The sequence below is a fragment of the Pseudomonas sp. THAF187a genome, from assembly GCF_009363395.1.
In the GTDB taxonomy this organism is placed as follows: domain Bacteria; phylum Pseudomonadota; class Gammaproteobacteria; order Pseudomonadales; family Pseudomonadaceae; genus Aquipseudomonas; species Aquipseudomonas khazarica.
Map to the genome: position 1 here is coordinate 3,664,589 of NZ_CP045349.1, position 15,422 is coordinate 3,680,010.

General features: G+C 62.9%; 15 protein-coding genes. 9 read left to right on the forward strand and 6 right to left on the reverse strand.

Annotated features, from left to right (window positions below):
- Positions 1 to 3: 3 nt before the first annotated feature.
- A complete protein-coding gene (locus tag FIV02_RS16985; protein WP_152489275.1) occupies positions 4 to 1,611 on the reverse strand; it encodes an ATP-binding protein in 1,608 nt (535 codons plus the stop codon).
- 10 nt (positions 1,612 to 1,621) lie between these two features.
- Positions 1,622 to 2,377 carry a response regulator gene (locus FIV02_RS16990; protein ID WP_047590854.1) on the reverse strand — a complete coding sequence of 252 codons (756 nt, stop codon included), beginning with the start codon at positions 2,375 to 2,377 and terminating at the stop codon, positions 1,622 to 1,624.
- Between the two features lie 781 nt (positions 2,378 to 3,158).
- On the opposite strand from FIV02_RS16990, the gene FIV02_RS16995 reads away from it, so the two are divergent.
- From FIV02_RS16995 to FIV02_RS17020, 5 genes are all read left to right on the forward strand, one after another.
- Positions 3,159 to 6,068 carry a ribonucleoside-diphosphate reductase subunit alpha gene (locus tag FIV02_RS16995; RefSeq protein ID WP_152489276.1) on the forward strand — a complete coding sequence of 970 codons (2,910 nt, stop codon included), beginning with the start codon at positions 3,159 to 3,161 and terminating at the stop codon, positions 6,066 to 6,068.
- Positions 6,069 to 6,521: 453 nt separating this feature from the next.
- A complete protein-coding gene (locus FIV02_RS17000; RefSeq protein WP_037056419.1) occupies positions 6,522 to 7,772 on the forward strand; it encodes a ribonucleotide-diphosphate reductase subunit beta in 1,251 nt (416 codons plus the stop codon).
- Positions 7,773 to 8,213: 441 nt separating this feature from the next.
- Positions 8,214 to 8,438, forward strand: coding sequence for a DUF2188 domain-containing protein (locus tag FIV02_RS17010; protein ID WP_152489278.1), 225 nt, complete (start codon positions 8,214 to 8,216; stop codon positions 8,436 to 8,438).
- A 760-nt stretch (positions 8,439 to 9,198) separates the two neighbouring features.
- A complete protein-coding gene (locus tag FIV02_RS17015; RefSeq protein ID WP_152489279.1) occupies positions 9,199 to 9,729 on the forward strand; it encodes a transposase in 531 nt (176 codons plus the stop codon).
- Positions 9,730 to 10,236: 507 nt separating this feature from the next.
- Positions 10,237 to 10,803 carry an isochorismatase family protein gene (locus FIV02_RS17020; protein WP_152489280.1) on the forward strand — a complete coding sequence of 189 codons (567 nt, stop codon included), beginning with the start codon at positions 10,237 to 10,239 and terminating at the stop codon, positions 10,801 to 10,803.
- 42 nt (positions 10,804 to 10,845) lie between these two features.
- Here the strand turns inward: FIV02_RS17020 and FIV02_RS17025 are convergent, their stop codons facing one another.
- The gene (locus FIV02_RS17025) at positions 10,846 to 11,037 is read right to left on the reverse strand and encodes a DUF1289 domain-containing protein (protein WP_152489281.1); all 192 of its coding nucleotides are present in this window, start codon (positions 11,035 to 11,037) and stop codon (positions 10,846 to 10,848) included.
- The gene (locus tag FIV02_RS17030) at positions 11,021 to 11,356 is read right to left on the reverse strand and encodes a hypothetical protein (protein ID WP_152489282.1); all 336 of its coding nucleotides are present in this window, start codon (positions 11,354 to 11,356) and stop codon (positions 11,021 to 11,023) included. The genes FIV02_RS17025 and FIV02_RS17030 overlap by 17 nt, the downstream gene beginning before the upstream one ends.
- A 280-nt stretch (positions 11,357 to 11,636) precedes the next feature.
- Between FIV02_RS17030 and FIV02_RS17035 the strand changes: the two genes are divergently transcribed.
- Entirely contained in the window at positions 11,637 to 12,032 is a 396-nt protein-coding gene (locus FIV02_RS17035) for an Ig domain-containing protein (protein WP_152489283.1), read from the forward strand.
- An 82-nt stretch (positions 12,033 to 12,114) separates the two neighbouring features.
- Here FIV02_RS17035 and FIV02_RS17040 read toward each other — a convergent pair whose 3' ends face one another.
- Positions 12,115 to 12,930: an aminotransferase class IV family protein gene (locus tag FIV02_RS17040; protein ID WP_152489284.1), complete on the reverse strand. Its 816-nt coding sequence runs from the start codon at positions 12,928 to 12,930 to the stop codon at positions 12,115 to 12,117.
- 128 nt (positions 12,931 to 13,058) lie between these two features.
- On the opposite strand from FIV02_RS17040, the gene FIV02_RS17045 reads away from it, so the two are divergent.
- Both FIV02_RS17045 and FIV02_RS17050 read left to right on the forward strand, forming a co-directional pair.
- Positions 13,059 to 13,367 carry a MerR family transcriptional regulator gene (locus FIV02_RS17045; RefSeq protein WP_230622725.1) on the forward strand — a complete coding sequence of 103 codons (309 nt, stop codon included), beginning with the start codon at positions 13,059 to 13,061 and terminating at the stop codon, positions 13,365 to 13,367.
- Between the two features lie 64 nt (positions 13,368 to 13,431).
- The gene (locus FIV02_RS17050) at positions 13,432 to 14,127 is read left to right on the forward strand and encodes a GNAT family N-acetyltransferase (protein WP_152489285.1); all 696 of its coding nucleotides are present in this window, start codon (positions 13,432 to 13,434) and stop codon (positions 14,125 to 14,127) included.
- Positions 14,128 to 14,188: 61 nt separating this feature from the next.
- Here the strand turns inward: FIV02_RS17050 and FIV02_RS17055 are convergent, their stop codons facing one another.
- Positions 14,189 to 14,560: a VOC family protein gene (locus FIV02_RS17055; protein ID WP_152489286.1), complete on the reverse strand. Its 372-nt coding sequence runs from the start codon at positions 14,558 to 14,560 to the stop codon at positions 14,189 to 14,191.
- A 69-nt stretch (positions 14,561 to 14,629) separates the two neighbouring features.
- Between FIV02_RS17055 and FIV02_RS17060 the strand changes: the two genes are divergently transcribed.
- A complete protein-coding gene (locus FIV02_RS17060; protein WP_152489287.1) occupies positions 14,630 to 15,337 on the forward strand; it encodes a YafY family protein in 708 nt (235 codons plus the stop codon).
- The last annotated feature ends 85 nt before the right edge of the window (positions 15,338 to 15,422 follow it).

Below are 15,422 nucleotides of genomic sequence, written 5' to 3' on the forward strand. Positions count from 1 at the left end.
GCCCTACTCCCCCTGACGCCGTGGCCACACCAGGCTGAAGCGCGCACCGCCGAGGCTGTCGCTGCAACCGATCTGCGCCCGACCGCCATGCCAGTAGATGATCCGCCGCACGATGGACAGGCCGAGGCCGTGCCCACCGGAGGCCCGCGTGCGACTGTCGTCGAGACGCAGGAAGGGACTGAACAGACGCTCCCAGGCCTCTTCCGGCACGCCCGGACCGTCGTCCTCGACATCGATCCGGCAGCGTTTGTAGCCCACCTGGCAACTGATCAGCACACGCCCCTCGGCATGGCGCATGGCGTTGCTCACCAGGTTCTGCAGGGCACGGTGCAGGTAGCGCGGTTCGGCTTCGACCCAGCACACCCCGCCCGCCTGCACGCTGAGCACCGCGCCGCACTCCACGCGCACCCGATTGCTCAGCGGCGCCAGCTCGTCGATCACCTGGTCGATCAGCGCCTTGAGCTCCACCTGCTGGAAGTTCAGCGCCGGCGAGCCCTGCTCCAGGCGCGCGTAGGTGAGCATCTCGTCGACCAGCTTGTCGAGGTCCTGGATGTCGCTGTCCATGCCCTCCATGTACGTGCTGCGCGCCGCCTCGTTCGGCGCATCGGCGATCATCTCCAGGCCGAAGCGCAAGCGCGCCACCGGCGTGCGCAGCTCGTGGGACACCGCCCGCACCAGCTCGCGCTGGGTACTCAGCGAAGTCTGCAGGTGCTCGGCCATGGCGTTGAAGCTGCTCGCCAGGCGCCCCACCGAGTCGGCACCACGCGCCGGCACACGGGCATCCAGGCGGCCACTGGCAATCCGCGTGGCGGCACCCTCGAGCCCGCGCAGGCGCTGCTCCAGGGAGCGCACCAGCAGGTAGACGATCAGGCCGATCAGGCTCAGCCCCAGCGCGCCGATCAGCACCAGCAGCTGCGGCGGATAGGGATTCATCTGGTACAGCGGGCCGATCTCCAGCACCCAGGGCGTGTCGACGATGCCGGAGAAGACATAGATCGAGTCACCGCCCTTGCCCAGCGCCATCACCGTGTCGCCCTCGTCGATCCGCCGACGCTGGTCGAGGTCGATGCTGGCATCCTCCAGCTGCACCAGTTGCAGGTCGAAGCCAAACTGCTTGTCTTCCTTCAGCTCGGCCAGGCGGCGCGGCTGCTCGTCCACCGGATAGCGCACCAGCTCGTCGATCAACAGGTAGTTGGTAGCCCGCGCCAGCTGCTCGCTGACCTGCTGGATCTCGCCGGTCAGCAGCAACGGCTGCTTGCCGTCGAGCAGGCCGTATACCCTGGCCGAGTGCGGCCCGGTCTGCTGCACCAGCACATGGCCGCGCTGCAGGCGATTGCGCTCGCGGCTCTCCAACGCCACGTCGCTCATCGCCTGCAGCTCCAGGGGAATGCCGAGCAGCCGCGACCACACCACCAGGGCGCGCCGGCGCTCCACCTGGCTCATCGGCAGCAGGTTGTCCGCCATCAGGCGAAAGGTGCCGCGCGCCAGGCTTTCACGGTACTGGTCGGCGCGCACCTCGTTGACCAGGTGCAGCGCGCCGACGCCGAGCAGCGCCACCAGCACCAGCGCGGCGAGCATGCCGCCGTAGATACGCAGGAAGATCGAATTCATGGGCGCCCGGTCAGTTGCGCACGACGGGCGCCGCGTCGCCGTGCGGCAGCGCCTCGGCGGCTTCGGCGACGAACAGGTAGCCCTTGCTGCGCACCGTCTTGATCAGGCGCGGGTGCATGGGGTCGTCGCCGATCTTCGGGCGGATGCGCGAGATGCGCACGTCGATGGAACGGTCCTGGCCGTCGTACTCGATGCCGCGCAGGGCGTTGAAGATCTCCTCGCGCGAGAGGATGCGCCCGGCGTTGACCGCCAGCAGCCAGAGCAGGTCGAACTCGGCGCTGGTCAGCTCGATGCCCTGCTCGCCGAGCCAGGCCTCGCGCATGGCGCTGTCGATGGCCAGCGGGCCGAACTGCAGGCGTCGTGGCTGGCCTTCGTCGCGCTCGCCCTCCGCGCCTTCGCGCCTTCGCAGCAGCGCCCGGATGCGCGCCAGCAACACACGCGGGCGTACCGGCTTGCACACATAGTCGTCGGCGCCCATCTCCAGGCCCAGCACCTGGTCCATGTCGTCGGTGCGGGCGGTGAGCATCAGGATCGGCCCCTTGTAGCCCGCACGCACCTTGCGGCAGATGCTCAGGCCGTCTTCGCCCGGCAGCATCAGGTCGAGGATCACCAGGTCCGGCTGCTCGGCGAGAATGCGCGCGGCAGCACGGGCGCCATCGGCCTCGATGGCCACGCGCAAACCGTTGCCTTCCAGATACTCGCGGGTCAACTGCGCCAGGCGTTGGTCATCCTCGACGATCAGAATCTGCCACGCTTCTTGTTCCACACCCTATCCCCTTTCGCATGCCGGCCAGTGCCGCAACCACAGCGGCCATTCTAGGGGTTGTCAGCACCTCGGTGCGAGCGGCAAACCAGGCTCCTTCGCCGCACGCCAGGCGCCAGGCGCCAGGCGCCAGCACAGCACATGCCAAGATCACTACATATAGTGTTAGTCTGTGCGGCACCGGGCAGCTTCGCCAACGCGTGCAAATCCTTCCGTCAGGGGCGACGAACGGTCATCGGCAGCCAGAGCCAGAGAACACGGGCGCTTGGCCCGGCACACCCACAAGGCACTCACATCTTATCCACAGGTTGTTCTTTTCCCGGCGCCTTGCAATGCCTCAAACAGCGCACTATCTTGTATCCCCATCGCGCGACACCCACCAGATGTTGGGTCACAACGAAAAACTGGACACTACAAGAACGCATCGCGCAAGCCCTTTTCACAGGGTTTTCCAGGTATTTCGTTCAAACGTTTTGCACGACCCGGGCCTGACCCGGGTCATGGCCACGCCGCATCGCTCGACGATACGCGTGAGCAGGTCAGACGGTGAACAGATTCAGCTGTCGACCACTATATGTAGTAGGTGAGGTGCCGTAATGCCTCACCAGACTTATGCGCCAGGACGGCACTTCAAGTCGTGCCCACCCTGCCAGCTCTTGCGACACCCCGTGCCCGGCCTCGCCTGCCGCGTGCGGAACAGTTGTTAATGGAATGAACGGCGGACAAGGCGCGGCATCTACTGTCGTGACGTCCAACCAGAAAATTACAGAACACGGAGATCTCCATGCATACCGACACCACTCGCGAGAACCCGCAGGCCGTGGCGCCGCAGGCCGCCGATTCCTCCCAGGATCTGGCAGCCACCGCGCCCGGCCAACTGCGCGTGATCAAGCGCAACGGCACCGTCGTCCCCTACACCGATGACAAGATCACCGTTGCCATCACCAAGGCGTTCCTCGCTGTGGAAGGTGGCACCGCCGCCGCCTCGTCGCGTATCCATGACACCGTCGCGCGCCTGACCGAGCAGGTCACCGCCACCTTCAAGCGCCGCATGCCGTCCGGCGGCACCATCCACATCGAAGAGATCCAGGACCAGGTCGAACTGGCCCTGATGCGCGCCGGCGAGCAGAAGGTCGCCCGCGACTACGTGATCTACCGCGAAGCCCAGGCCAACAAGCGCAAGAGCGCCAACGCCGGCAGCGACATCGCACAGCCGCACCCGAGCATCCGCATCACCACCGCCAGCGGTGAACTGCAGCCGCTGGACATGGGCCGCCTGCAGACCATCATCCGCGAAGCCTGCGAAGGCCTGGCCGAGGTCGACGGTTCGCTGATCGAGCGCGAAACCCTGAAGAACCTGTACGACGGCGTGGCCGAGAAGGACGTCAACACCGCCCTGGTGATGACCGCCCGTACCCTGGTCGAGCGTGAGCCGAACTACAGCTACGTCACCGCCCGCCTGCTGATGGACAACATCCGCGCCGAGGCCCTGAGCTTCCTCGACATCACCACCAGCGCCACTCACCACGAGATGGCCGACCTGTACGCCAAGGCCCTGCCGGCCTACGTCGACAAAGGCGCCGAGTTCGAGCTGCTCGACCCGAAACTGAAAGAGTACGACCTGGAGAAACTGGGCCGCGCGCTGAACCACGAGCGTGACCAGCAGTTCACCTACCTCGGCCTGCAGACCCTGTACGACCGCTACTTCATCCACAAGGACGGCATCCGCTTCGAACTGCCGCAGGTGTTCTTCATGCGCGTGGCCATGGGCCTGGCCATCGAAGAGCCGAAGAACCGCGAAGAGCGTGCCATCGAGTTCTACAACCTGCTGTCCTCGTTCGACTACATGGCGTCGACCCCGACCCTGTTCAACGCCGGTACCCTGCGTCCGCAGCTGTCCTCGTGCTACCTGACCACCGTGCCGGACGACCTGTCGGGCATCTACGGCGCCATCCACGACAACGCCATGCTGTCCAAATTCGCCGGCGGCCTGGGCAACGACTGGACCCCGGTGCGCGCGCTGGGCTCCTACATCAAGGGCACCAACGGCAAGTCCCAGGGCGTCGTGCCCTTCCTCAAGGTGGTCAACGACACCGCCGTCGCCGTCAACCAGGGTGGCAAGCGCAAGGGCGCGGTCTGCGCCTACCTGGAAACCTGGCACATGGACATCGAGGAATTCCTCGAGCTGCGCAAGAACACCGGTGACGACCGTCGTCGTACCCACGACATGAACACCGCCAACTGGATTCCGGACCTGTTCATGAAGCGCGTCTTCGAAGACGGCAAGTGGACCCTGTTCTCCCCGAGCGAAGTACCGGACCTGCACGACCTGACCGGCAAGGCCTTCGAAGAGCGCTACGAGTACTACGAAGCCCTGATCGAGTACGGCAAGATCAAGCTGTACAAGACCATCCAGGCCAAGGACCTGTGGCGCAAGATGCTCTCGATGCTGTTCGAGACCGGCCACCCGTGGCTGACCTTCAAGGACCCGTGCAACCTGCGCAGCCCGCAGCAGCACGTCGGCGTGGTACACAGCTCCAACCTGTGCACCGAGATCACCCTGAACACCAACAAGGACGAGATCGCCGTCTGCAACCTGGGTTCGGTCAACCTGGTCAACCACATCGTCGACGGCAAGCTGGACATCGAGAAACTCGGCCGCACCGTCAAGACCGCTGTACGCATGCTCGATAACGTCATCGACATCAACTACTACAGCGTCGACCAGGCACGTAACTCCAACTTCAAGCACCGTCCGGTCGGCCTCGGCCTGATGGGCTTCCAGGACGCCCTGTACCTGCAGCACATCGCCTACGGTTCCGATGCCGCCATCGAGTTCGCCGACAAGTCGATGGAAGCCATCAGCTACTACGCCATCCAGGCTTCCTGTGACCTGGCCGACGAGCGCGGCAGCTACAGCAGCTTCGAAGGTTCGCTGTGGAGCAAGGGCATCCTGCCGCTGGACTCCCAGCAACTGCTGATCGAAGCCCGTGGCCAGAAGTACATCGACGTCGACCTCTCCGAGTCGCTGGACTGGGCGCCGGTGCGCGAGCGCGTGAAGAAAGGCATTCGCAACTCGAACATCATGGCCATCGCGCCGACCGCGACCATCTCCAACATCATTGGCGTGTCGCAGTCCATCGAGCCGACCTACCAGAACCTGTACGTGAAATCGAACCTCTCCGGCGAATTCACCGTGATCAACCCCTACCTGGTACGCGACTTGAAGAACCGCGGCCTGTGGGACCCGGTCATGGTCAACGACCTGAAGTACTACGACGGCTCCGTGCAGCAGATCGAGCGCATCCCGCAGGATCTGAAAGACCTCTACGCCACCGCGTTCGAAGTGGAAACCAAGTGGATCGTCGACGCCGCCAGCCGCCGCCAGAAGTGGATCGACCAGGCGCAGTCGCTGAACCTGTACATCGCCGGCGCTTCGGGCAAGAAGCTGGACGTGACCTACCGCATGGCCTGGTACCGTGGTCTGAAAACCACCTACTACCTCCGTGCCCTGGCCGCCACCAGCACCGAGAAGTCCACCATCAACACCGGCAAGCTCAACGCGGTATCCGCCGGTGGTGACGACGGCTTCTCGGCCAAGGCCCAGGCCCCTGCCCAGCAGGCCGCCCCGGCCCCGGCGCCAGTACCGAAAGCCTGCGCCATCGACGAACCCGACTGCGAGGCGTGCCAATAAGCGCGCGTATCTGAGCGGCGCCCGCGTCGTTGCCTGGCAGGCCGGCCCCCATCACGTACTGAAGTACGCTCAGGGGCTCCGACCTACCAGGCGCCTAGCGCTCACTCGCTCAGCTACACGCTCGAAGGCCTGCTGCAGTTCTAAAGCAAATCAGCGGTAAATCCCCTCTCCCGCTTGCGGGAGAGGGTCAGGGAGAGGGCAAGGCTCTTCCGTAGGAGCGGCTTCAGCCGCGAAAATCGCGGATAAATCCGCTCCTACCCAAACCTTGCCCCTCTCACAATTTCCCGCCCTCCTCCTTCGGGTCGAGCGGCAACGGTCAGCCAGCAATCCACCGCCTGCTGACCAGCGGTACCCGATCACCCTTGCGCGCACCACGCAACGGAACATAATTCAAATTATCTGTATATCCATACAGGCCGGTACATTCGCCGGCCCTCACGCAGGAGCCAAGCCATGCTGAGCTGGGATGAATTCGACAAGGAAGACGGCGCCGAAGCAGTCGCCGCAAGCAAAGCCACCGCACAGAGCGCCAGCACCAACTTCGACAAGCTCGACAGCGAAGCTGCCGGCTCGGTCGAAGAAGCACGTGCCGTTGACGCCAACGACTCCGACGCCGTCGCCCGCGCCAAGAAGGCCCTGAACGACCTCGACATCCAGGAAGGCCTGGACGACCTCGAAGGCGCCGCCGCGCGCGTACAGGTCGGCGACAAGCAGATGATCAATGCCCGCGCCGACCTCAACCAGCTCGTACCCTTCAAGTACGACTGGGCCTGGCAGAAGTATCTGGATGGTTGCGCCAACCACTGGATGCCGCAGGAAGTGAACATGAACGCCGACATCGCGCTGTGGAAATCCACGGACGGTCTCAGCGAAGACGAGCGCCGCATCGTCATGCGCAACCTCGGCTTCTTCTCCACCGCCGACAGCCTGGTGGCCAACAACCTGGTCCTGGCCGTGTACCGCCTGATCACCAACCCCGAGTGCCGCCAGTACATCCTGCGCCAGGCCTTCGAGGAAGCGATCCACACCCACGCCTACCAGTACTGCATCGAGTCGCTGGGCATGGATGAAGGCGAAATCTTCAACATGTACCACGAGATCCCGAGCGTCGCGAAGAAAGCCTCCTGGGGCCTCAAGTACACCCGCTCGATCTCCGATCCCAAGTTCCAGACCGGCACCCCGGAAACCGACCGCCAGTTCCTGCGCAACCTGATCGCCTACTACTGCGTACTGGAAGGCATCTTCTTCTACTGCGGCTTCACCCAGATCCTGTCCATGGGCCGCCGCAACAAGATGACCGGCACCGCCGAGCAGTTCCAGTACATCCTGCGCGACGAATCCATGCACCTGAACTTCGGCATCGACGTGATCAACCAGATCAAGATCGAGAACCCGCACCTGTGGGATGCCCAGATGAAGGACGAAGCGACCCAGATGATCCTGCAGGGCACCCAGCTGGAGATCGAATACGCGCGTGACACCATGCCGCGCGGCGTACTGGGCATGAACGCGGCCATGATGGAGGACTACCTCAAATTCATCGCCAACCGCCGCCTGACCCAGATCGGCCTGAAGGAAGAGTACCCGGGCACCACCAACCCCTTCCCGTGGATGAGCGAGATCATGGACCTGAAGAAGGAGAAGAACTTCTTCGAAACACGCGTGATCGAGTATCAGACTGGTGGGGCGTTGAGCTGGGATTGATTGAAGTCATGAAGCGCAAGGACGCGCTTACTATCGACAGATAGTGATTTATAGAGGATGTAGAAACAAGAAACCCACGGAAGCCCTCCTACAGGCTGCCGTGGGTCTTGACCGTGTTTGAAAGCGAAGCCTGCAAGCACGGGCCGCGACTGAGGATTGACCCTCTATCACGTAGCATTTGGACAAATGCGCTGGGTGATTATGGTCATTCAACGGGTGGTGTCAACGACTTCGGACAAGAGGTATTCGCCATGAGCGGAACCCCAAATCCACCGCCAGGCTACAGAGCCGTGTTCTGTATGACCTTCAAGCATTGGCGGAGCGGCAAAGATGTACGCCGCAAAGACGGGCGCCCTTTCTGCTTTTTTGTAAAGCAGTAGCCCAATCAGGTAGGTGGTGGAAGCCACCTACCTCAACCATAGTCACACATAGGTATCGATCATGACAGGCAAAAACCAACATGTAGTTCCACATGGTGAGAACTGGGCTGTACGAGGCGCTGGCAACGAAAGAGTCACCAAACAGTTTGACACCCAGCGAGAAGCCATCGAACACGCGCGCAGCATTGCGATCAACCAGCAAAGCGAGGTTTTGATACACAACCAGCAAGGTCAAATTCGCGAGCGAAACAGCTACGGAAACGACCCTTACCCTCCCAAGGGATAACCTAAGTAAGCGGCCGAAAGGTCGCTACGAGCTCGAAAGGCACGTCGCTCCTGGCACAAGTCCAGGAGCAGACGTCACAGCTACATAGGTAAGCCTTGAGACTGCCGGTTACGAAAAAAGGGGACCGAAAAAAGGGGACAGATTTATTTTCTAAGTCACCCTCTTCTACTGATTTCGCCCTTACGGCGAGTCACTTTCTCTTTGCTCGCGCGAAAGAGAAAGTAACCAAAGAGAAAGCGCGCCCGATATCCGGGTTTCGCTACGCTCAACTCCCCTCGCTCCGGCGCTGCTCCGAGGGTCGTCACGGTGGGCCATCCCTGGCCCATCGTTCCTCGTTTGGCATCCATGCCAAACGCCCCTCTCCACAGCACCTCCGCTCGGCCTCCTGACGGGATTCGGAAACCGAGTCGCCTGAGCTGTCTGTGTAGCCTGTAGGGTGGACAACGCGAAGCTTGTCCACCAAGGTTCATGCCATCGTCAAAGCAAGCAGCCCGGACCATCGCTGATGGTGGATGAAAAAAGCGTCATCCACCCTACACCAGCAGGCTACGCAGAGCGTCACAGGCGGGCCACCACACCGAGGCGCTGAAGCTATCGGGCTGCCATGGTTGTTGATAGAGCGAGTAGCCCGGACAACCATCGCAAACGGTGGATGAAAAGCATCATCCACCCTACGCCGAAATGCCCAACGCGTAGGGTGGACAACGCGAAGCTTGTCCACCATGGTTCAGGCACCACCACCGCTCAAGGATGAGCCGCCATGTCCAATTACCGACGCGCCCGCGTTCCTGGCGCCACTTACTTTTTCACCGTCAACCTGCGCGATCGCACAAGCGGTCTGCTGATCCGTGAAATCGACTTGCTGCGCGAGACGGTACGCGCCACCAAAGCACGCCATCCTTTCCATATCGATGCATGGGTGGTGTTGCCCGAACATATGCACTGCCTGTGGACACTACCGCCTGATGATGCCGACTTCGCCCTGCGCTGGAAGGTCATCAAGTTCGCCTTCAGCAAGCGCCTGCCCGTCAGCGAAGCGCTCAGTGCCAGCCAAAAGCACCGCCGCGAGCGGGGCATCTGGCAAAGGCGCTACTGGGAACACCTGATTCGGGACGAGCGCGATTACCAGCGCCACTTCGATTACATCCACTACAACCCGCTCAAACACGGCCATGTGCAGCGGCTGGCGGATTGGCCTTACTCAAGCTTCCATCGGGCCGTGGCGATGGGCATTTATGCACCGGATTGGTGTGGAGTGCCGGAACAGAGCGATGGTGGTTATGGTGAGTAAGTTACCGGGCAGGACGCCAGGCGGTGGATGAAAAGAGCGTCATCCACCCTACGTATCTTCGTAGTGTTTCTGGAGCACCAATCTCGCAGGCGACGCCAAACGCCCCGTCAGGAGGCCGAGTGGAATCGTTGTGAAACGAAGCGCAGCGAAGTAACAGCGGCAGGCTGGTCCGCAGGGTGAGCGAAGCGAATCAACCCGACGAAGTCGGGCCGGATGTCAGGGGCAAAGACCTCTTGGTTACTTTTGGCGGGGCCGGCCATCCGGGCGTTTGCCAGAAGTGACCCGCCGTAAGGGCGGAACCAGCCTGTAGGGTGGACAACGCGAAGCTTGTCCACCAAGGTTCATGCCATCGTCAAAGCAAGCAGCCCGGACCATCGCTGATGGTGGATGAAAAAAGCGTCATCCACCCTACGCCAGCCGGCAACGCTAAAGCTATCGAGCTGCCATGGTTGTTGATAGAAAAACACTGCAGCACACTGCGCTTTCATCGTAAGGAGACGACACCAAATGCCGGACATGCCCAGCCCAATCCCCTTGATCATTCTCGACGTTCAGGACGCCATCGATCAGCCCGTCTGGAATGACAAAAGTCATCCCGGTTACCTGGCCGTCATCCAACGTCTCCTGCAATTCTGGCGATCAAACGGCTGGCCCGTCCTTCACATAAAACACGATGAAAAGACACCCACTTCCAGCTATTACCTTCACGGCCCCTGGAATGGCATCAAACAGGAAGTCGCGCCGATAGAGGGCGAAGCCGTCATCATCAAGAACGAAAACTGCGCGTTCATAGGCACCCAACTGGATGCCGCACTGAAGGGAATGAATGCAAATCGCCTCGTGCTGACGGGCGTTGTGATTCACAACAGCATGGATGCCACCATCCGCGCAGGCAAAGCGCTCGGGTACAGCATCATCCTCCCTTCTGATGCCACGACTGCCGTGCCTGTAACAGGGCCAGGTGGAACCCGCTGGGAAGCCTCGACCGTATACGAGCTGACCCTTGCCATACTGGGCGCTGAATATGCTGAGGTCATGTCATCAGAAGATGTGATTGCACGGTTTAGTAAGTAGCCCGGACAACCGCTGATGGTGGATGAAAAAGCGTCATCCACCCTACTGACTTTTACCCTTCTTCCTGGCAACCACCTTCATCCGCGCCGTGGCCTTCTGCACGCAGGCCATCTTCTCGGGGCGTTTCATGCCCCGCCACTTGCGGATTTCTTCGCGCGTGCGCCCACAGCTGACGCACAATTCGCTGTTGAGCTGGCACAGCGACACGCAGGGGTTTTCAATGTCCTTGGCCACGCTTGCCCCTTGCCGTTCGCTCGACCGAGAACGCGACGTGATCGTCGATGCGGGATACGCTGATGCCCACCTCCTCGAAAGCCGCCAGCGTCAGCGCCTGCATTCTCGCCTTGTCCGCACTGGCCAGCGCCCGTGCCCGGCTCGCCTCGCTATCGAACACCCAGGTCACCACAAGGCTCTGCGGAAACTGCGCGTAGTCCACATCATGGGTCAGCCACTGGAAGCCGAGGATCTCGCTTTTCGCCGTTTCGCAGGCGTCGGTCAGGGTGCGGATCAGCTCGCGCTCCACAGCTGAGTATTTTCGTTTCGGCGATGGCATAAGGCTCTTCTGCAGACGGGGTCGGTGCGCCGCAATCTTACCCGAGCGGCCTGCCCGCAAAGGGAACGGATTCATGTTCACCCAGGCGCTTTCGATTTATGCTCGCGCCTCGGCGGCTCGATGTCGTAGCGGCAGGCAACCACACCCCAGGCAAGTTGCAGGGGTCGCCGGCCAGCGCGCCGACGATACAGGAGGGAATGAGCAGCCCCCTTCGGCAGTGTTGCCGTCCATCTGCTCGAGCCGCAGCAGCGACTCGCCGAATCTGGCTGAAAGGACTCCCATGCTGCGAAAGTCATTGCTGATTGCATCCATCCCGCTGCTGCTCACAGGCTGCGAAACGCTGCTGCAAGGCGCCATGAGCATGGGCTGTGCGCTGAATACCGGGCCGGTGTTGCACCCTGAAAGCCTGCCGGCAGGTCGAATGGGCGAGGCCTACAGCGTCAGGCTCGCGGTCAGCGACGCTCCGGCGCCGGTGCTTGGCATCTACGTGAACGATTCACAGCCCCTGCCGCCGGGCCTGCGCATCGAGCACCAGGAGCGTGACGACCATGGCTGGATCAGCGGCACACCGACCCGGCCGGGCAGCTACGAGGTTCATCTCGTCGCCCTCACCTATGGCACGCAGTGCGCCGGCCGACGCGCCGAGCGCACCTACAGGCTGCAGATCGCCGAGTAACGCCGCTCACCGCCACGTGAGCGGCCGTAGCCGGAGACGATTACCGCAGCCCATCGACCGAATCCGCCTGCACGGCCTCTTTTCAGGGAAGCACGCCAGGTTCGGCCTCATACGCTTCGTGCAACAACGCCATGAAGGGCCGTGCCACTGCGAATGTATGCGAGCCGATGGCGCTAACGGCAATTCCCGGTGTCCATGAGTTCATCACGGCCGCCGCGCGGAAATCCTGCAACCGCTCAAGGCTGATGAACTCCTGGCGCTGCGCTATTCCGAGCGCATCGAGCTGACGCTGAACGACGCCCATCATGCTGCCCTGCAGTATCTCGGCCCTGGGCCAGACCACTGCGTCGCCGTCCCAGAACACCAGATTCCAGATCGTGGCCTCGCTCAGATGGCCATGCCCGTCGATGAAGGCCGCATCGTCAAAGCCCTCGCGTATGGCCTGATGCAGAAAGTAGGTCTTGCCGACCTCACCGACATGCTTGACCGCAGCCAGGGGCCTCTGGTGCTCGATGGCGCTCAGGCGCAACGGCCCCTCGGGCCCGGAGGATGGCGGCGCCGTTCGCACGAAGACGGCCGGCTCGACATCCATGCTCGCAGAGGTGAACTCTCCATTAAGCGAGAAAACGGTGACGGTCAGCGACTGATCGCTGCCGCCCTGCTCGACCGCGGAGCGAATGTACGAGCGTATCAACGCCTCGGCGGGTGCCCGGCCAAAGAGCTGCAGAGAGGCGTCATGCAGGCGCTTGAGATGGAGATCGAGCCCCCTGACGCTGCCGCTTCTGACCTGCATGGCCGTGAAATGCGCGAAACCTGCGAAAGCCAGAGGACTGAGCCGCGAGACAGAGACAGGCTGACCATCGATGAACGATGGGTAGGAAGTGGACGGGGTCGGCATGGAACGTGCTCCTGATGGTGCTCGATTGATCGAGCTTCTATCATCAGCCCTGACAGCACTGTCAGGGTCAAGGCGCAAGAACGATGAGAATAGGTGAGCTTTCCAGGCGCTCCGGAGTCAGCATCCGCATGCTCCGTTACTACGAAGCCGAAGGGCTGCTGAAACCGGATCGCACGGCCAGCGGCTATCGCGACTACGCCATGGCGGAATTGCGCACCGTCGAGCGCATCAGGCTGCTGGGTGCGGCGGGCATGACCCTGGCGACCATCCTGAAGTTTCTGCCATGCGTGCGAGGCGAAGGACTCGCGTTCGAGCCCTGCGATGAACTGCGCGACGTCCTGCGCGAGCAGCTGCGCATGGCCGACCAGAAAGCGCTGGAGCTTGCGCAGAGCAGGCAGATTCTGCAGGGGTTTCTGCGCGAAGTTGAACAAGCGTAAGGCTGATGCTGCCTGCGGGTTACAATCCCCAACCCACGCCATTGTCCAGTGGAGCCCCGCGCCGATGTTCACCCTCTCCCACCTCAGCAGCCCGCCGCCCGAGTCCCTGAAGAGCCAGGTGCTGCAGATGGTGGTGGACTGCTTCGGCGATGTCAGCGCGGTGCCGCTGCTGCCGAGCAACCCGCTGTATCAGCTGTACCAGTACGTGATCGGCTACGAGGTGCACCTGCACCTGCAGACCATGAACGGCGAAGCCGAAGGCCCGGTGCAGTTGCTGCTGGCCCTGGACGATGAAGACCCGGCCCGCGTGCTGGGTTTTGCCCTGTACCTGCCCAGCCCCGATGATGCTGCCGCCTGCACCCTCGCCTACCTGGCGGTGCAGACCGAGTACCGTCGCCAGGGTATCGGCCGGGCGCTGCTGCAGCGTGTGCTGGCGCACCGTCCGCACCTGGAGCTGGCCTGCGTGGCGGACAAGGTGCCGCTGTTCGAACCCCTGGGCCTCCAGGTGCTGGCCGCCCGGGGCGCACAGGTGCTGATGAACAGCCGCGACTACCGCTCCGGCGGCATGGTGGCGGTCGCCGACCTGGCGCCGGTGTTCGCCTCCACGGAGGTCAGGCAGATTCACGCCTACCTGCTCAAGCAGCACGGCCAGCGCGCCATGCAGCAGGCAGAAAAACAACGCGATGCGCACCTCGACAGCCTTGCCCTGCAAGCACAACGACTGGTCGACGAGCGCCTGCCTTCACGCGCGCTGCATTGAGGCGCTGCCCCACGCCGGACGCGGGGCTCCATCAGGCGCCGAACGCCATCGACAGCGGCGCTCAGCTGGCATCGCGCATGCACACGCGCAGCCGGTGGCCGTCCGGGTCGAGCGCGACGAAGGTCGGCCCGAACACCGCACGGGCCAATGGCTGCTCGATCTCCACGCCCAGCGCCCGCCAGCGCGCGTAGAGCATTTCGACATCCGCCTCCCGCTCGACCAGGTAGCCGAACTCGCTGCGATGGCCGCTGCCGGAGGAGTGGAAATTGTCCGCCTGCTCCGACCACAGCCCAAGGTGCAGCTGGTCGTTCAGCGCGAAGGACACGTAACTGGGAAACTCGCTGCTGGGCGCCTGTTGCAGCAGTTGCCGGTAGAAGGCGCTGCTGCGCAGTGGGTCGGCGACGTAGAGGACAAGCAGATTGGGACGGTTCATGGTGGACCTCCTGACAATGGGAGGGTCACGTTAGTCGACCCTACTGACAGTTCCTGTCAGCATGGCGCGATGACACGCACCGAACGATTGTTGAAGCTCCTGCAGATCCTGCGCAGCCACCGCCTGCCCGTCAGCGGCCAGACGCTCGCCGCTGAGCTGGGCGTGAGCCTGCGCACGCTGTACCGGGACATCGCCACCCTGCAGGGCCAGGGCGCCGATATTCACGGCGAGCCGGGCATCGGCTACCTGCTGAAGCCGGGTTATCTGCTGCCAACGCTGATGTTCACCCAGGAAGAGCTGGCGGCGTTGCTGCTCGGCCTGCGCTGGGTCGAGCGCCGGACGGACCCAGCGCTGCGCCAGGCGGCGCAGAACGTGCAGGGCAAGCTGCGTGCGGTGCTTGGCGCCGAGGCACAGGCGCAGCTGGAGAAGACCCCGCTGTTTGCCGGGCCCGCCCCTTCCACGAGCGATGACGGCGCCACGGCACACGCCCTGCGTGAGGCCATTGGCGATGAATGCAAGGTGCTGATCGACTACACGGACGAAGCGGGCACGCTGAGCCAACGTACCTTGCGGCCGATTGCCCTGGGCTATTTCGACGGTTTTCAGATGCTCGCCGCCTGGTGCGAGCTGCGCAATGACTTCCGGCACTTCCGCCTGGAGCGGATCAGCGCCTGCACACGCTCGAGCGAGCGTTTCAGCGGTCAGGGCGGCTGGTTGCTGGCGCAGTGGCAGGCGTACAACCGCCAGCGCGGCATCGTCGTCCAGCCCACGCAGTAGCCGGACGGGCAGCGTGGACGAATGTCCGTCTCCGTTGCTGCCGCCAGGTCGCTAAACGCAGCACCCGAGGCGTTTCTGGACAGGT